The organism is Kineosporia sp. NBRC 101731, from assembly GCF_030269305.1.
GTDB lineage: Bacteria > Actinomycetota > Actinomycetes > Actinomycetales > Kineosporiaceae > Kineosporia.
This window is the reverse complement of record NZ_BSTC01000003.1, coordinates 1-17043: the sequence shown is the minus strand read 5'-3', so window position 1 is coordinate 17043 and position 17043 is coordinate 1. Positions and strand designations below refer to the sequence as shown.

At 69.7% G+C, this 17043-nt stretch carries 15 protein-coding genes; 6 read left to right on the top strand and 9 right to left on the bottom strand.

What is annotated here, in order from left to right:
* Positions 1 to 24: 24 nt before the first annotated feature.
* The 8 genes from QSK05_RS10380 to QSK05_RS10345 form a co-directional block, all read right to left on the bottom strand.
* Positions 25 to 798, bottom strand: a complete 774-nt coding sequence (locus QSK05_RS10380) for an SDR family NAD(P)-dependent oxidoreductase (protein WP_285596542.1) — start codon at positions 796 to 798, stop codon at positions 25 to 27.
* 48 nt (positions 799 to 846) lie between these two features.
* Entirely contained in the window at positions 847 to 1167 is a 321-nt protein-coding gene (locus tag QSK05_RS10375; RefSeq protein WP_231481783.1) for a histone-like nucleoid-structuring protein Lsr2, read from the bottom strand.
* A gap of 169 nt (positions 1168 to 1336) precedes the next feature.
* On the bottom strand, positions 1337 to 1651 hold the full coding sequence (locus QSK05_RS10370; RefSeq protein ID WP_285596536.1) for a sulfurtransferase TusA family protein: 315 nt from the start codon (positions 1649 to 1651) through the stop codon (positions 1337 to 1339).
* Between the two features lie 47 nt (positions 1652 to 1698).
* A complete protein-coding gene (locus QSK05_RS10365; protein WP_285596534.1) occupies positions 1699 to 2004 on the bottom strand; it encodes a hypothetical protein in 306 nt (101 codons plus the stop codon).
* 71 nt (positions 2005 to 2075) lie between these two features.
* Positions 2076 to 2969 carry an aminoglycoside phosphotransferase family protein gene (locus QSK05_RS10360; RefSeq protein WP_285596531.1) on the bottom strand — a complete coding sequence of 298 codons (894 nt, stop codon included), beginning with the start codon at positions 2967 to 2969 and terminating at the stop codon, positions 2076 to 2078.
* Between the two features lie 20 nt (positions 2970 to 2989).
* Entirely contained in the window at positions 2990 to 5575 is a 2586-nt protein-coding gene (locus QSK05_RS10355) for a putative bifunctional diguanylate cyclase/phosphodiesterase (RefSeq protein ID WP_285596529.1), read from the bottom strand.
* 122 nt (positions 5576 to 5697) lie between these two features.
* Positions 5698 to 6594: an LLM class F420-dependent oxidoreductase gene (locus QSK05_RS10350; RefSeq protein ID WP_285596527.1), complete on the bottom strand. Its 897-nt coding sequence runs from the start codon at positions 6592 to 6594 to the stop codon at positions 5698 to 5700.
* Between the two features lie 103 nt (positions 6595 to 6697).
* The gene (locus tag QSK05_RS10345; protein WP_502879753.1) at positions 6698 to 7744 is read right to left on the bottom strand and encodes a heme o synthase; all 1047 of its coding nucleotides are present in this window, start codon (positions 7742 to 7744) and stop codon (positions 6698 to 6700) included.
* A 354-nt stretch (positions 7745 to 8098) separates the two neighbouring features.
* Here QSK05_RS10345 and tkt point away from each other — a divergent pair, with 354 nt between their 5' ends.
* The 6 genes from tkt (at position 8099) to pgl (ending at position 16563) form a co-directional block, all read left to right on the top strand.
* The gene (tkt, locus tag QSK05_RS10340) at positions 8099 to 10210 is read left to right on the top strand and encodes a transketolase (protein WP_285596522.1); all 2112 of its coding nucleotides are present in this window, start codon (positions 8099 to 8101) and stop codon (positions 10208 to 10210) included.
* A gap of 156 nt (positions 10211 to 10366) precedes the next feature.
* The gene (tal, locus tag QSK05_RS10335; protein WP_285596521.1) at positions 10367 to 11488 is read left to right on the top strand and encodes a transaldolase; all 1122 of its coding nucleotides are present in this window, start codon (positions 10367 to 10369) and stop codon (positions 11486 to 11488) included.
* A 41-nt stretch (positions 11489 to 11529) separates the two neighbouring features.
* A complete protein-coding gene (locus QSK05_RS10330) occupies positions 11530 to 13155 on the top strand; it encodes a phosphoglucose isomerase-related protein (RefSeq protein ID WP_352301016.1) in 1626 nt (541 codons plus the stop codon).
* A 176-nt stretch (positions 13156 to 13331) separates the two neighbouring features.
* Positions 13332 to 14876: a glucose-6-phosphate dehydrogenase gene (zwf, locus tag QSK05_RS10325; RefSeq protein WP_285596518.1), complete on the top strand. Its 1545-nt coding sequence runs from the start codon at positions 13332 to 13334 to the stop codon at positions 14874 to 14876.
* Positions 14873 to 15802, top strand: coding sequence for a glucose-6-phosphate dehydrogenase assembly protein OpcA (locus QSK05_RS10320; protein WP_285596517.1), 930 nt, complete (start codon positions 14873 to 14875; stop codon positions 15800 to 15802). The genes zwf and QSK05_RS10320 overlap by 4 nt, the downstream gene beginning before the upstream one ends.
* Positions 15799 to 16563: a 6-phosphogluconolactonase gene (gene pgl / locus QSK05_RS10315; RefSeq protein ID WP_285596514.1), complete on the top strand. Its 765-nt coding sequence runs from the start codon at positions 15799 to 15801 to the stop codon at positions 16561 to 16563. Before QSK05_RS10320 ends, pgl begins: the two co-directional genes overlap by 4 nt.
* Before the next feature lie 247 nt (positions 16564 to 16810).
* On the opposite strand, the gene QSK05_RS10310 is transcribed toward pgl, so the two are convergent.
* Positions 16811 to 17043 (bottom strand): hypothetical protein (locus QSK05_RS10310; protein ID WP_285596512.1); only part of this gene is annotated, 233 nt, incomplete at its 5' end.

Genomic DNA, 17043 nt, shown 5'->3' with positions numbered 1-17043 from the left:
GCTGGAGTGCGGATCGAGATCGGTTCAGGCGACCGAGAACCCGCCGTCCACGAAGACGGTCTGCCCGGTCACGTAGGCGGAGGCGTCCGAGGCCAGCCAGACCGCGACGCCCGCGAAATCGGGAAGTTCACCGTTGCGGAGCATCTGGGTGCGGGCGGCGAGTGCCTCGGCCCGGCCGGGGATGGCGAAGGTGGGCTCGGTGAGCGGGGTTCTCACGAACCCCGGGCCGACGGCGTTGCAGCACACGCCCCGCGACGACCAGGCCTCGGACTGGGAACGGGTGAGGCCGGTGACCGCGGCCTTGGAGATGCCGTAGGCGCCGCTGTTGCCGAACGCCCGCACCGACTGCTGCGAGGCGATGTTGATGATCCGGCCCCAGCCACGTGCGGCCATCACCGGGCCGAGGGCCTGACCGAGCAGAAAGGCGGCGTCGACGTTGACGGCCATCATGCGGTCGTAGTCGCCGGGAGTGAGCTCGTCCATCGGGGGCCGCAGGTTCAGGCCGGCCGAGTGCACCAGAATGTCGACAGGACCGAACCGGGTCTGCGCCTGCTCGGCCACGCGCGCCGCTTCGTCACGGTCGGAGAGGTCGGCCGTGATCCAGCCGGCCTCCACGCCGTCGTCCCGCAGTCGCTCTGTGTTCTCCCGGAGCTGCGCCTCACGACGCGCCACGAGAATCACCTGTGCACCGGCCCGGCCGATCGCCTCGGCCATGCTCAGCCCGATTCCAGAGCTGGAGCCCGTGATCAGCGCCGTGCGCCCGGCACAGGAGAAGAGTCTTTCCACCGCGGGATGCATGCCGGTCAACCTAGAGGAACAACCGGCCCGCGTTCGATCGGGTTTCGATCAGTTTCCGGCGGCGCGGTACTGCTCGAGCACGGTCGAGGAGATACGGCCACGGGCGGAGACCTCGATGCCGTTACTGGCGGCCCAGGCACGCACAGCAGCGGTGTCGACGTCGGTGGCGACCTTACGGATGGTGCGGCCGGACTTGGTGAGACGACGCGCGCTCTCGGTCCAGGGCTCGAAAGCCTGACGCAATTTCGCGGCGTTCTTGTCGGTCACGTCGATCTCATAGGTCTTGCCGTCGAGCGAGAACGTGACCGTCTCGGCCGCGGGCTTTCCGTTGAGGTCGTCGGTGAATTCCACAATTGTTCTCTGCGCCATGAGCAGAGCATAGGGCGAGATTGTGGCGAGGAGTAATTCGGGGTGGCCACCGACTAATTGCCGAGGGCACCATTCACCCGGACGGACCAGACGACTACGCAGACGGACGTTTTATCCGGTCCCGGCATTCGCGAAGCGCACGGTCTGTCGAATGCCGACGCCATTCGTGTCAATCGGACGGCCCGGATTCCGGTTCCAGATGCCATGGACGATCGGGGCGGGTGCGTCGCGCACCGGCCGTCACCTTCACCGCGTGCACCACATGGGCGGGGTGCTCCCCGACCGGCCCGAGATATTCATGACCGGTGAGGTGGCACCACGACGGCAGGTCGATGGGCGCGGCCGGATCGGTGGTGAGCACGTGCACGACCGTGCCCGGATCCGCCTGTGCCACCACCCCGCGCAGCTTGATCAGCAGGCGCACGCAGAGCATCCCGGTGCCGTCGACGACGAGAGGCTCGGTCATGTCCACCTCTGCATCCATGTCCACCTCCGCATCAAGGGGTCAGCGCGATCAAGGGGTCAGCGCGATCAAGGCGTCCGGCGCCGGTCGGACACCACGTACGAGGCCGCGGCGGTGACGGCCGAGACCGCGAGCACCGAGGGCCAGGCGCCGACCTTCTTGGCCAGGGGATGGCTGAGGCCGAAGGCCCCGACGTACGTGGCGACGAGCACGCCGGTGGTCACGGGCCCGGTCTTGCGCGCCCATTCCCGGCCGGCCAGCGCCCCGCCGGCCGCGAGCACCACACCGCCCAGGGGCCGGACGCCGGTGCGGCGGGCGACCTGCCAGCCCCCGATGAGAGAACCTGCCGTGACTGCTGCCGTGGGAAGACGCATATCGCGACCGTAACACCGCACTCCCGCCCCTCACCCAGGGGCCCTGGGGACCAAAAGGCTCACATCGTCCGTCATTCAGCTCTCAGGGCCCGGGAGGTCGCCCGCCCGATCGCCGCCATCTGCGGATTGTCCGCGGAGTTCGCGAGGAAGACCAGGGCGAACGCGGCGGCCCAGGCCCGGGCCCGGACCACCAGGTTCTCGTCGAGAAAGGGCACAGCCTGCGCATACTGCCCCCAGAACGCGTCCCGGGTATGCGCCGGGACGAGCATCCAGGCCACGGCCAGGTCGGTGGCCGGATCGCCCGCGGTGATGTCGCCGAAGTCGATGACCGCGCCGATCTGCCCCTCGTGCACCAGAATGTTGGCCGGATGCAGGTCACCGTGCAGCCAGAGCGGCTCGTGCGGCCACGGTTTCACGTCCCGGCCGGTCTCCAGGGCTTCGACGAGGTGGGCCCCGTCAGCCACGAGGGCCGCATTGCGGTCGTCAAGAACCCGGCGATCGAGCAGGGGGACGCCCCGGGTCAGGTGGGTGGGAGCGTGCGGCGGCGCGGGGTGATGCAGGGCGCCGAGAAACTCCCCCAGCGCGAGAGCCGTTCCCAGCGGGTCGATCTCGGCCGTCCCGCCGTCGCCCGACACCACCGGGCGGCCGGGCAGCCACGGCGTGAGACTCCAGGCGTAGGGGTAGAAAGACGTGGGGACGCCGGTACGCACCGGCACCGGAACCGAGAGCGGAAGTCGCGGGGCCAGCGTGGGAAGCCAGGCCTGCTCGGCAAGAACCAGTTGCGCGGCCTTCTCACGACGCGGAAGTCGGGCCAGCAGATCGTCACCGACCCGGGCGATGACGTTGTCCCAGCCGTTCGCGAGCACGGTGACCGGCTCGGGCGCCAGGTCAGGATGTTGCTCGCGCAGCAATCGGCGCACCGTGTCGGCGGTGATCTCCACGTCGGACGGGGGCGTTCGTGACATGCGCCCAGGGTGTCACCTGATCACGACGAGATGGGGATCAGCTTCGCGGCGCCGGCTTCGCGCAACAGAGTCGTCATCAGGGCCGCCGGCTGGGGACGGCAGAGGTGGTACCCCTGGCCGTAGGCGATGCCCAGATCGGCCAGGCGCTCGCGCTGGGGCTCGGTCTCGATGCCCTCGGCCACCACGTCGACCTTGAGCGAGCGGGCCAGAGCCACGATCCCCTCGAGCAGGGGTGAGGTCTGCGCGGTCTGCAGGTTGCAGGTGATCGAGCGGTCGAGCTTGAGCTGGCGCACCGGGTAACGGTGCAGGTAGGCCAGTGAGGTGTAGCCGATACCGAAGTCGTCCAGGCTCACGCGCACACCGGCCTCGGTGAGCAGGGCCAGCGCCAGAGCGCCCGCCTCGGGCGGCAGTTCGTCATGCTCGGTGATCTCCAGGTGAAGCTGCGAGGCCCGCACCCCGGCGCACGCCAAGGACTCCAGCGTGGCGTCGGCCAGGCGGGGGTCCAGCATGCTGGTGCGACCGAGATTCACGCTGACGTAGATCGAGCCGATGCCCTCGGCCCCCCAGGCCGCGACCTGGCCGAGCGCCTCCTGCAGTACCCAGCGGTCGAGTTCACCAGCCAGGCCGGAGGTCTCGGCCAGGCCGAAGAAGTCGTCGGGGCGCACGATGCCACGCTCGGCGTGCCGCCAGCGCATCAGGGCCTCGCAGCCGGTGATCAGACCGGTACCGAGCTCCACCAGTGGCTGGTAGTAGACCTCGAAGACACCGGCCGTGGTGTCCCCGTCCATCGTGCGACGCAGGTCGGTGAGCATGGTCTGGCGGCCGAGCACCTGCTCGCGCTGCTTCGGGTCGTACACCACCACGGTGTTGCGGCCCGCGGCCTTGGCCGAGTAGAGGGCGATGTCCGCCTCGGTCAGCACCTCGGCCTCGTCGCGCCCGGGGTCACTGACCTCGGTGACACCGAAGCTGGCCCGCACCGGCATCTCGTGCCCGGCGACGGTGAACGGTGTCGTGAACACCCGCTCGCGGATCGCGTCGACGGGCAGGTGGCCGGGCGGGAGCATGAGCAGGAACTCGTCGCCGCCGGGCCGGGCGATGACCGCCCCGGGCCCGAGCTGACCGCGCAGCCGACGGGCGATCTGGACCAGCAGGTCGTCCCCGGCGTAGTGCCCGAACGTGTCGTTGACCTGCTTGAAGTCGTCGATGTCGAGGAGGGCCACCTGCCAGGGCCGTTCCGGTGACGGATCGAGCTCGAGGAAGGCCCGTACCATCCCGCGACGGTTGAGGAGGCCGGTGTACCAGTCCCTCTCGATCAGGCGCTCGTTGTCGAGCACCGCGGCGGCCCCCCGCACCAGCGCCACGAGGGCCACCAGCACACCGGTCAGCACATAGACCAGATCGGGAAGCCGGCCGGCGTCGTCCCGGCCCACCAGGTACAGCAGCACCGGCACGGCCGCGAGCGGCATCAGCGCGATCAGGCGCGACGACTCGGAACGGCGACGAAGGAGGGACGCGGGCGAGAAGGCCGCCCGCATCGAGGGTTCCAGCGGGGCCCAGATGAACAGCCCGACCGCGACCGCGGCCGCCAGCCGGCCGAGCAGGGCACTCGCCGGGGCGCGCTCCCCCGTCCCGACCACGACCACGAGATCGTTGACGATGGTCAGGAAGGCTGCGGCCACGCCCAGGAAGGTGCTGCGCGGCACCTGGTCCCGGGAGATCAGGAACCGCACCAGCAGACCGCCGAGCACGACGTCCACGACCGGGACGATCGCGGCCGTGACCGAGACACCGTTGGGCAGGACGTGCACGGTCGCCACCATCTGGGCGACCACCACGCCGAAGACGCCGACGAGGAGCAGCAGGTCGGCGTACCGGGACAACCGGTCACCGCGCCCGCCGAACTCCTCGCCGGCGCCGGGGAAGGAGATGCACCGCGTCTTCCCGTCAGCAACACCCGAACTCACACCACTCGCGCTGCCCGCACCACTGACACTGCCCGCACCACTGACGCTGCTCGCACCACCGAAACCGGTCGTACCACTGACACTGCGCGCACTACCGACACCGCCCGCACTACCGACACCACCCGCACTACCGACACCACCCGCACTACCGACACCGCCCGCACCACTGACACCTGCACCAGCCTTGCCCGCATCCGTACCGACACTCTTGCCCGCGTCCCTACCCACGCTCTTGCCCGCGTCCGTACCAGCGCTCTTGCCTGCATCCGTACCCGTGCTGCCCGCATCCTCACCGCGGCGCCGGATCCAGAACAGCCGGATCACGACGCCCACCGCACAGACCTGCCCCGCCGACACCAGCACCGCGCCGAGCACCGCACCGCTTCCGAACAGCAGGTCGACCAGACCCGCACCGCCCCACAACGCCAGCATTCCCGCGACCAGGCACCAGGTGAACCACTCGGCGGGCCGGTACCAGGCGATCCCACCGAGCGTCGTACCCACGGAGACCCACGTCCCGGCCAGCAGCAACCACGGCTGCAGGTCCGGGTGACCGGCCATGACGACCAGGGTGAGAAGCCCCAGAAGAGGGAGGACGAGCGGTAGGGGCCGGGCCACCAGGACGCCCGTCGTCTCCTTCATGACCACCAGATCGGCCGGGCCCGAACCGAATCAAGTACACAGCGTCACGAGTTTTCGCGCGGCCGCGGGCAGTTGACCCGGACGGCCCAGCGACGACCGGCGGGTGTGCACGCAAAGGAAGCTCAGCGTCCGGCCGGCACGACCCCGGCCAGCCCTTCGGCCACTTCAGCGAAGAGGTCGAACACCCTGGGCTGCGACACCACCCGGCTGTTGACGATGACCTCGTCCACACCGAGCGCAGCCAGCTTCGAAAGCCGCTCGATCGCCTGGGCCGGCGTCTCGCTGCGCCCGTCCGCGCCGTCCCGGGTGAGGAACAGGTTGCTCAGCACGGTCTTGTGGATCTGCGCGTAGTCCCGGCCCGTCGCTTCGCAGTGCCCCCGCAGCACAGCGAGCTTGTGCGGGATCACGGCCGGGTCCGGGCCGTCGAACAGGTTGCAGGCGTCGCCGTACCGGGCGAGAAGGCGCAGCGTCTTCTTCTCCCCGCCGCCGCCGATGAGGATCTTCGGCCGGTTCAGGGCCGGCGGGGAGTTCAGGGGCCGCTCCAGCTGGTAGTACCGGCCCTCGAAAGGACTCTCGTCGCCGTCCCACATCCGGTGCGCGATCTGCAGCGTTTCCTCCAGACGCTCGAACCGCTCGGCCGTCGGGGGGTAGGGCACGCCGAGACCACGGTGCTCCTCCTCGTGCCAGGCCGTGCCGATCCCGAGCCAGGCACGGCCCCCGGAGAGCACGTCGAGCGTGGTGACGGTCTTGATCAGCAGGCCCGGATGCCGGTAGGTCACGCCGGTCACCAGCGTGCCGAGTGTGATCCGCTCGGTCAGGGCGGCCGCGTAACCCAGCGCGGTGTAGGCCTCGAGCATCTCCAGCTCGGAACCACCGAAGATCTGGAAAAAGTGATCCATCACCCAAAAACTCGACAGTCCGGCCTGATCGGCGTCCCGGGCGATCCTCCCGAACGTCGTGCCGATCTCGGCCGGGCCGCCGTCCCAGGTGAATTTGTTGACCTGAAGTCCGATCCGCATGGACGTCAGGATGTCAGGCCCGGGACAAACCGCGGCGGGGCCGGAACACCGAGAAGTGTTCCGACCCCGCTGTAAGAAGCTGTAAGAAGCCGTGAGAAATGGCTCAGAAGTGCAGCAGCGGGTCGAGCGCGACCACCAGGAACACCACGGTCAGGTAGGTGATCGAGCCGTGGAACAGCCGCATCGGCTTGAGCTCGGCCTCCTGCCGCTTGGCCCGGCCGTACAGCCGGTGCGCCTCCAGCAGGAAGTACCCGCCGGACACCGCCGCACCGATCGTGTAGAGCCAGCCGGTGTCGGCGGCCGGGATCAGCAGGAACGACCAGAGCACCATGGCCCACGAGTAGACGACGATCTGCCGGCCGACCACGACCGGGTCGGCGACCACGGGCAGCATCGGCACGCCGGCCTTGGCGTAGTCCTCGCGGTACTTGATCGACAGCGGCCAGTAGTGCGGCGGGGTCCAGAGGAAGACGATGCCGAACAGCACGAACGGCGCCCAGTCGAGGCTGTTCGTGACGGCCGACCAGCCGATCAGCGTGGGCAGGCAGCCCGCCACGCCGCCCCACACGATGTTCTGCGGGGTGCGGCGTTTCAGGATCATCGTGTAACCCACGACGTACAGCAGGATGGCCGCGAGACCGAGCAGCGCCGAGAGCACGTTCACCAGAACGGCCAGCACCACCACGGAGATCGCGCCCAGGGCCAGCCCGAAGGTGAGGGCGCCGCGGGGGCTCACCTCACCGGTGACCAGCGGGCGGTTGCCGGTGCGCTTCATCTCCGCGTCGATGTCGCGGTCGATGTACATGTTCAGCGCGTTGGCACTGCCCGCCGCCAGGGATCCCCCGAAGAGCGTGGCGAGGACCAGCCACAGCGACGGCACGCCCCGCTCGGCGAGCATCATCGCCGGCACAGTGGTGACGAGCAGCAGCTCGATGATGCGGGGCTTGGTCAGCGCGACATAGGCGAGCACCGTCCGGCGCACCTTCAGGCTGCGGCGGGCGCGGACGAGGAAGAGCTCGCTCTCACCCGTCAGCTCCGGGAAGGCGGCCCTCAGCGCGGGCACGGTCGGGACATGCGTTGGCGGCGCCGTCAGCCCCGAGGCCGGTGCCGGGCGAGGTTCGACTGCAGTCACAATTCCCTCGATGTTCAGATTCGGACGGTCGTCACTCTACGCGGGGCTCTTGGCTCTTCCGACGCGGCACCCCGTAACCCTTCTAGAAGCTCGGCAGAACGTCCGGGTAACCCTAGTGATGCACCGGAGCGATCCGCGATCGCGGTGTCTGCGCAGTTCAGGACCAGCGCCTGCGTTCCGAAACGGTCAGCGGGCGGATCTCACACCCACCCCTCGTGACCTCGTTGTCGTCGGGCTGACGTAAAATCTGTCCGGACACCAACGGTGCCAGCTCGCCTGAAAGAGTTCACCCGCGTCTGGAACGGCTGGGTATACCCGCCGGGTCTAGGCTCGATCTTGAGAAGACCATGCAAGGGAAGGATCCGGATCGTCGTGACAGACACCGCGGCAACAAGCGCCAATGACAGGTTCGAATGGACCGACCTGGACAAGCGCGCGGTGGACACCGTGCGCCTGCTCGCCGCGGACGCGGTGCAGAAGGTCGGCAACGGGCACCCCGGCACGGCCATGAGCCTCGCCCCCGCGGCCTACATGCTCTACCAGAAGGTCATGAAGCACGACCCCACCGACCCGAACTGGGTCGGTCGTGACCGGTTCGTGCTCTCCGCCGGCCACTCCAGCATCACGCAGTACGTGCAGCTCTTCCTGGCCGGCTACGGCCTCGAGCTGGAAGACCTCAAGGCGCTGCGCACCTGGGGCTCGCTGACCCCGGGCCACCCGGAGTACGGCCACACGGCCGGCGTCGAGATCACCACCGGCCCGCTGGGCCAGGGCCTCGCCTCCGCCGTGGGCATGGCGATGGCCGCCCGTCGTGAGCGTGGCCTGTTCGACCCCGAGGCCGCTCCGGGCACGAGCCCGTTCGACCACAACATCTTCGTGATCGCGTCCGACGGTGACCTGCAGGAAGGCGTCACCGCCGAGGCCTCGTCGATCGCCGGTCACCAGGAGCTGGGCAACCTGGTCGTGATCTACGACCAGAACCACATCTCCATCGAGGACGACACCGACATCGCCTTCACCGAAGACGTTGCCAAGCGGTACGAGGCGTACCACTGGCACGTGCAGAAGGTGGACTGGACCGTCACCGGCGAGTACGTCGAGGACGTCCAGGCCCTCCACGACGCGATCGAGGCGGCCAAGGCCGAGACCTCGAAGCCGTCGATCATCCTGCTGCGCACGATCATCGCGTGGCCGGCCCCGACCAAGCAGGGCACCGGCGGTTCGCACGGTTCCGCGCTCGGCCTGGACGAGATCAAGGCCACGAAGGAACTGCTCGGTTTCCCGACCGACCAGGACTTCGTCGTCGAGCCCGAGGTGTTCAAGCACGTCCGCGGCGCGGTCGACCGTGGTGCGGCGCTGAAGACGCAGTGGCTCGAGGGCTTCAAGAAGTGGGAGGCCGCGAACCCCGAGCAGGCCTCGCTGCACGAGCGTCTCGCCGCCGGGCGTCTGCCCGACGGCTGGGAGAGCGCGCTGCCGACCTTCCCGGCCGGCAAGGACGTCTCCACCCGCAAGGCCTCCGGCGCCGTCCTCGACGCCCTGGCCCCGGTGCTGCCCGAACTGTGGGGCGGCTCGGCCGACCTGGCCGAGTCCAACAACACCACGATGAAGGGCGAGCCGTCCTTCATCCCGTCACACCGTTCGACGGAGACCTGGACCGGTAACCCGTACGGCCGCACGCTGCACTTCGGCATCCGCGAGCACGCGATGGGCTCGATCCTGGCCGGTATCCGCCTGCACGGGAACACCCGCCCCTACGGCGGTACCTTCCTGCAGTTCAGCGACTACATGCGCGGCGCCGTCCGGCTCACGTCGCTGATGAACATCCCGGTCACCTACGTCTGGACCCACGACTCCATCGGTCTGGGCGAGGACGGCCCGACGCACCAGCCGGTCGAGCACCTGGCCGCCCTGCGCGCGATCCCGAACCTCTCGATCGTGCGTCCCGGTGACGCCAACGAGACGGCGTGGGCGTGGCGTGCTCTGCTGGAGCGCAACTCCGGCCCGGTCGGCCTGATCCTGTCCCGCCAGAACCTCCCCACCTTCGACCGTGAGGCCCCCGGCTTCAACGGCCCCGAGGGTGTGGCCCGCGGTGGGTACATCCTGGCCGAGGCCGACGGCGGCGACCCGAAGGTCGTCCTCATCGGTACCGGCTCCGAGCTCCAGCTCGCGGTCGAGGCCCGGGCGACCCTGCAGGCCGAGGGAATCCCGACCCGCGTGGTATCGATGCCGTGCGTCGAGTGGTTCAACGAGCAGGACGCCAACTACAAGGCGAGCGTGCTGCCCCACACGGTGAAGGCCCGTGTCTCGGTCGAGGCCGGTCTGGCCCTCGGCTGGCGCGACTTCGTCGGTGACGCCGGTCGCAGCGTCTCCGTCGAGACCTACGGCGCCTCCGCTGACTACAAGCGGATCTACCAGGAGTACGGCATCACCTCCGAGGCCGTGGTGAACGCCGCCAAGGAGAGCCTGCGCGGCACCGAGGCCTGAGCCTCGGCACCCGGCAGCTCCTCGCATCACCAGCACCACTAGCACGACCAGAACCACCCGGCCCGCCGCCTGTGCCGACGCAGTCCCAGGCGGCAGGGCCGGTTTCGACGATGAGCCGTGCGGACGCCGCACGGCGACCGCAACCGGAGGCACATCTTGTCCAACGCTACGAAAGACCTTGCCGCTAATGGCGTCTCGGTCTGGCTCGACGACCTCTCCCGTGAGCTGCTGGAAAGCGGCGACCTGCAGAAGCTGATCGACGAGCGCGGCGTCGTCGGGGTCACCACCAACCCCACGATCTTCGCGAACGCCCTCTCCAAGGGTGACCGCTACCAGGACCAGGTCGACGCCCTGGCCAAGAAGAACGCGGATGTCGACCTCGCGGTCTTCGAGATCACGACCGACGACGTGCGCAGCGCCTGCGACGTCTTCAAGCCGCTGTTCGACAACACCAAGGGCCAGGACGGCCGGGTGTCCATCGAGGTCGACCCGCGTCTGGCCCGTGACACCGCCGGCACGATCGACAGCGCCAAGAAGCTCTGGGCGACCGTCGACCGCGCCAACGCCATGATCAAGATCCCGGCGAGCGTCGAGGGCCTGCCCGCGATCACCGCCGTGATCGGCGAGGGCATCAGCGTCAACGTCACCCTGATCTTCAGCCTCGAGCGCTACCGCGCCGTCATCGACGCCTACCTGGCCGGCCTGGAGCAGGCCAAGGCCAAGGGCATCGACCTCTCCACCATCCGTTCCGTCGCCTCGTTCTTCGTGTCCCGCGTGGACACCGAGATCGACAAGCGCCTGACCGCGATCGGCTCCGACGAGGCCCTGGCGCTGAAGAGCAAGGCCGGCCTGGCCAACGCCCAGCTCGCCTACCAGGCGTTCGAGGAGTCCATCGCGACCGCCCGCTGGAGCGAGCTGGCCGCGGCCGGCGCCAACGTGCAGCGTCCGCTGTGGGCCTCCACCGGTGTGAAGGACCCGAAGCTGCCCGACACCCTGTACGTGACCGAGCTGGTCGCGAAGGACACGGTCAACACCATGCCGGGCGCCACGCTCGAGGCGACCTTCGACCACGGCGTCATCACCGGCGACACGGTGACCGGCTCCTACGCCGCCGCCACCGCCACGATGGACGCCCTGGCGAACGCCGGCGTCGACTACAACGACGTGGTGAACCTGCTCGAGGTCGAGGGCCTGGACAAGTTCGAGAAGAGCTGGGGCGAGCTGCTCGGTTCCATCACCGACGAGCTCGAGCGGGCCAAGGCCCGGGTGTCCGAGTGAGCGAGGCTGACGTATGGCCCGCCGACGACGTGGCTGCTGACGTGACCGTCACCCCGGCCGGCCCGGACGCACTGAAGGCGCTCGAGAAGCACCTCGCCACGCTGGTCGCCGACAAGGTGGCCTCCCGGATCCTGGCCAAGGACCCCACCCTCTGGGGAGAGGCCGCGGTCTCCGAGGCCTCCGTCCGGCTCGGCTGGGTCGGCCTGGCCGACTCCTCCCGGCCGCTGGTCGAGCCGATCGAGTCCTTGCGGGCCGAGCTGCTCGCCGAGGGCATCGACCGGGTCGTGCTGTGCGGCATGGGCGGCTCGTCGCTGGCTCCCGAGGTCATCACCCAGACCGCGGGTGTCGACCTGGTGGTGCTCGACTCGACCGATCCCGGTCAGGTCCGCGCCGCCCTGGTCGAGCTGGAGCGCACGGTGATCGTGGTCTCCAGCAAGTCCGGTGGCACGCTCGAGACCGACAGTCAGCGCCGGATCTTCGAAGACGCCTTCACCAAGGCCGGCATCGACGCCAAGAGCCGCATCGTCGTGGTCACCGACCCGGGCTCGCCGCTGGAGAAGGCCTCCCAGGAGGCCGGTTACCGGGCGATCTTCCAGGCCGACCCGACCATCGGCGGCCGTTACTCGGCACTGACCGCGTTCGGCCTGGTGCCGTCCGGTCTGGCCGGGGCGGACATCGGCCAGCTGCTCGACGAGGCGGCCGGGGTCAGCGACCAGCTGGCCGAGGACAGCGAGGCCAACCCGGGCCTGGTGCTGGGCGCCGTCATCGGTGGCTCGCCGGCTCCCTCGGGCGGCTTCCGCGACAAGACCGTCTTCGCCGACTACGGCTCGGGCATCAGCGGTTTCGGCGACTGGGTCGAGCAGTTGATCGCCGAGTCCACGGGCAAGGAGGGCACCGGCCTGCTGCCGGTCGTCGCCTCCCCCACGGCGGCCGACGTCACCACCCCCGGCGACGACACGGTCGTCGTGCGACTGGCACCGGTCGGTTCGGACGCCACCGCGGCGCCCTCCGACTCCTCCGCCGTGGCCGCGGTCACGGTGAACGGGCCTCTCGGGGCGCAGATGCTGCTCTGGGAGTACGCCACCGTGGTGGCCGGGCGCCTGATCGGGATCAACCCGTTCGACCAGCCCGACGTGGAGAGCGCGAAGGCCGCCGCCCGCGGCATGCTCGACGCCCGCCCCGAGCCGGAGACGGCCGAGGCCGTCGACGGTGGCATCGAGATCCGGGCCACGCCCGGTCTTCTCAAGGGTGCCACCACCGTCGAGGCGGCCGTGGACGCGCTGCTCGCGCAGCTGCCGGGCCGCGGTTACCTGTCCGTCATGGCCTACCTCGACCGGCTCGCCGAGAGCGAGCTGGCGCAGGTGCGCGACGCCCTGGCGAAGCACACGAGCCGCCCCGTCACCTTCGGGTGGGGACCGCGGTTCCTGCACTCCACCGGGCAGTTCCACAAGGGCGGCGCCCCGGTCGGGGTCTACCTCCAGATCACCGCGGACTCCGCGGACGACCTGGAGATCCCGGACCGGCCGTTCACCTTCGGTCAGCTCATCGCGGCCCAGGCCGCCGGTGACGCCACCGTGCTCGCCGAGCACGACCGTCCGGTGCTGCGCCTGCACCTGACCGACCGTAAGGCCGGGCTGGCCCAGCTGATCCAGGTGCTCAGCAGGTAGTCACCAGTGCCCGACGAAGGGTGGTTCTGCTGGTCCCCGGACCAGCAGAACCACCCTTCGCGTGTACGTGACGGGAATGCCGGGCGCTTCGCCGGACTTGGCCCCCAGTACGTGCGTACGCCGGCGTGACCGGCGTCCACCATTTTCGTTTGTCGTTAGCTCTGAAAGGAACAACGGTGAGCCCGACCCGGGTGAGTGCCAGCGAGAATCCGCTGCGCGACGACCGTGACCGCAGGCTCCCCAGGATCGCGGGGCCCAGTGGCCTGGTGATGTTCGGGGTCACCGGCGACCTGGCCCGCAAGAAGCTGATGCCGGCCATCTACGACCTGTTCAACCGCGGGCTGCTGCCGCCGGGCTTCTCCCTGGTCGGCTACGGCCGCCGCGACTGGTCCGACGCCGACTTCGCCGAGCAGGTCCGGTCGTCGGTGAGCCGCTACGCCCGCACGCCGTTCCGCGCCGAGGTGTGGGAGCAGCTGGCGGAAGGTCTGCGCTTCGTGCAGGGCAACTTCGACGACGACGCCGCGTTCGACCGGCTCGCCGAGGTCCTGGCCGAGCTGGACACGACGCGCGGCATCGGCGGCAACTACGGTTTCTATCTGTCCATCCCGCCGGGTGCGTTCCCGGTGGTGACCAAGCAGCTGGCCCGCTCCGGCCTGTCCCGCCAGGACGGTGACTCCTGGCGCCGCGTCGTCATCGAGAAGCCCTTCGGGCACGACCTCGAGAGCGCCCGTGAGCTGAACGAGGTCGTGGAGTCGGTGTTCCCGCCCGACTCGGTGTTCCGCATCGACCACTACCTGGGTAAGGAGACGGTGCAGAACCTGCTGGCGCTGCGCTTCGCGAACCAGCTGTGGGAGCCGATCTGGAACGCCCACTACGTGGACCACGTGCAGATCACGATGGCTGAGGACATCGGTATCGGTGGCCGGGCCGGCTACTACGACGGCATCGGCGCGGCCCGCGACGTGATCCAGAACCACCTGCTCCAGCTGCTCGCGCTGACCGCGATGGAGGAGCCCATCTCCTTCGACGCCAAGGACCTGCGCGCGGAGAAGGAGAAGGTGCTCTCCGCGGTACGCGTGCCCACCGACCTGGATTCGGCGGCCGCCCGAGGGCAGTACTCGAAGGGCTACCAGGGTAACGAGGCGGTCATCGGCTTCCTCGAGGAGGACGGCATCGCGCCCGACTCGATCACCGAGACCTTCGCGGCACTGCGCCTGGACATCGACACCCGTCGCTGGGCCGGGGTGCCGTTCTATCTGAGGGCCGGCAAGCGCCTGGGCCGCCGCGTCACCGAGATCGCCGTGGTGTTCAAGCGAGCCCCGTTCCTGCCGTTCGACAACACCGCGACCGGCGAGCTCGGCCAGAACGCCATCGTGATCCGCGTACAGCCCGACGAGGGCGTCACCATCCGCTTCGGGTCCAAGGTGCCCGGCACGGCGATGGAGGTGCGCGACGTCAACATGGACATGAGCTACGGCGAATCGTTCACCGAGTCCTCCCCCGAGGCCTACGAGCGGCTCATCCTCGACGTCCTGCTCGGCGACCCGCCGCTGTTCCCGCGCCACGAGGAGGTCGAGCTCTCCTGGAAGATCCTCGACCCCTTCACCAAGCACTGGGAGAGCGCCGGCAAGCAGCCCGAGGCCTACTACCCCGGCCAGTGGGGCCCGGCCTCTGCCCACGACATGCTTTCCCGCGACGGACGCAGCTGGAGGGTCCCGTGATCGTCGACCTGCCGAACACCACCACCAACGAGATCAGCAAGCGGCTCGTCGAGGCCCGCAGCGAGAGCGGCGCGGTCGCCCAGGGGCGCGTACTCACGCTGATCCTGGTCACCGACGAATCTGGTTCGGACGACGCCATCGGCACGGCGAACGACGCCAGCCGGGAGCATCCCTCCCGCGTGCTGGTGATCGTGCGGGGTTCCACCGACGGCGACTCCCGGCTGGACGCGCAGATCCGGGTCGGCGGTGACGCCGGGGCCGCCGAGGTCGTGGTGCTGCGCCTGTTCGGTGAGCTCGCCAACCATGGCTCCGCCCTGGTCACCCCGCTGCTGCTGCCGGACGCACCGGTCGTGGTCTGGTGGGCCGGCGAGCCCCCGGCCGACCCGGTGAACGAGCGCATCGGCACCATGGCCACCCGCCGCATCGTCGACTCCTCGAAGGCGGCCGACCCGCGCGCGGCCCTGTCCCGTCTGGCCTCGGTCACCGCCCCGGGCACCACCGACCTGTCCTGGAGCCGGATCACCCGCTGGCGGGCCCTGCTCGCGGCGGCGCTGGACCAGCCGCCGTACGAGGAGGTCACCTCGGCTGTCGTGCGGGGCGCGCAGGACAAGCCGAGCGTCGAGCTGATGGCCGCCTGGCTGGCCTACGCACTGGAGTGCCCGGTCACGATCGAGCACACCGAGGCCGGCACCGGCATGGTCGGTGTCACGCTGACCCGCGCCTCCGGTGACATCTCGATCGTGCGGGAGGACGGCACGGTCGCCACCATGACCCAGCCCGGCCAGCCCGTACGCCGGGTCGCGCTGCACCGCCGCACCGACGTGGACTGCCTGATCGAGGAGCTGCGCCGGCTCGAGGAGGACGAGCTCTTCAGCGACGTCCTCACAAAGGGCATGCCGCGCCTGAAGGGTGCGGTGCCCGCATGAGCGAGCGTTTCGTCTTCGCCGACGGCGAGCAGCTGGCCACCGCCACGGCGGCCCGCCTGATCACCGCGATCAGCGACGCCCAGAACGCCCGGGGTGTGGCGCACGTGGTGCTCACCGGGGGTTCGAACGGTGGCGCGCTGCTCAAGGCGGTCGCGAGCTCACCGGCCCGTGACACCGTGGACTGGAGCCGTGTCGACCTCTGGTGGGGCGACGAGCGGTTCCTGCCCGCCGGTGACGCGGAGCGCAACGAGGTACAGGCTCGCGGGTACCTGCTGGACGCGCTGCCGCTGGAACCGCAGCGGGTGCACGTGATGGCTGCTTCGGACGGCGAGTTCGGGGACGACCTGGACAGTGCCGCCGCGGCCTACACCGCGGAGCTGGCCACGGCCGCCGCCGCGTCACGGGAACAGCTCTCCCCCAGCGGGTCTGCGGTTCCCGGGGTCCCGGCGTTCGACGTGCTCATGCTCGGCGTCGGCCCGGACGGCCATGTGGCCTCGCTGTTCCCGGGTCACCCCGGCTACGCGGTGACGGAGGGCACGGCGATCGCCGTGCGTGAGTCGCCGAAGCCTCCGCCGGAGCGGATCTCGCTGACCCTGGGTGCCATCGGCGCGGCCCGTCAGGTCTGGCTGCTCGCCGGTGGCGAGGGCAAGGCCGAGGCTGTCTCCCAGGCGCTCGGCGGTGTGGACCTGCCCGCCGGTGCGGTGCGGGGCACCGAGCGCACACTGTGGCTGCTTGACCGGGCGGCCGCTTCGAAGTTGTAGGCGTCCAGCGTGTTTTAGTGGTGCCCGTGTTTAGTGGTGCCCGTGTTTTAGTGGTGCCCGTGTTCCAGTGGACCGCCATCCGGACGGCGTCGGGATCTCTTCTGATCCCGGCGCCGTTCTTCGTTTGGCCCGGCTCGGCTCGGCTCGGCTCGGCTCGGCTCGGCACTGGTCAGCCCGCCTGCCAGACTCTGACATCATCCCCGCATCACTCTCCATTCTCCCGCGTCGCCTTCTCTGCGCAGACCGGTTAGAAAGGTGGACTTCCGTAGTCTGCAAGCTTTTCCGTGCCCTCCCCCCACGGAGGCCGGGGAGACGGACGTCCTACCGGGGAACTGGACACCGATGCAGCCGCCCGGCGTAGCCGGTCTTGCCGGTTGGCGTGCCAGGCCAGGTCGTTCTGCCAGCGGCGGGTGCGGCGGGCTGTGCGCTCGGTCGAGTTCATCAGATCTTTCTCGATCAGTTTCTCCACCGCGGGCTCGG

What these genes read in the sequence shown, in the direction of transcription:
- QSK05_RS10380 (WP_285596542.1), bottom strand. Translation starts at nt 798, where the DNA reads ATGCATCCCGCGGTGGAAAGACTCTTCTCCTGTGCCGGGCGCACGGCG.
- QSK05_RS10375 (WP_231481783.1), bottom strand. Translation starts at nt 1,167, where the DNA reads ATGGCGCAGAGAACAATTGTGGAATTCACCGACGACCTCAACGGAAAG.
- QSK05_RS10370 (WP_285596536.1), bottom strand. Translation starts at nt 1,651, where the DNA reads ATGGATGCAGAGGTGGACATGACCGAGCCTCTCGTCGTCGACGGCACC.
- QSK05_RS10365 (WP_285596534.1), bottom strand. Translation starts at nt 2,004, where the DNA reads ATGCGTCTTCCCACGGCAGCAGTCACGGCAGGTTCTCTCATCGGGGGC.
- QSK05_RS10360 (WP_285596531.1), bottom strand. Translation starts at nt 2,969, where the DNA reads ATGTCACGAACGCCCCCGTCCGACGTGGAGATCACCGCCGACACGGTG.
- QSK05_RS10355 (WP_285596529.1), bottom strand. Translation starts at nt 5,575, where the DNA reads ATGAAGGAGACGACGGGCGTCCTGGTGGCCCGGCCCCTACCGCTCGTC.
- QSK05_RS10350 (WP_285596527.1), bottom strand. Translation starts at nt 6,594, where the DNA reads ATGCGGATCGGACTTCAGGTCAACAAATTCACCTGGGACGGCGGCCCG.
- pgl (WP_285596514.1), top strand. Translation starts at nt 15,799, where the DNA reads ATGAGCGAGCGTTTCGTCTTCGCCGACGGCGAGCAGCTGGCCACCGCC.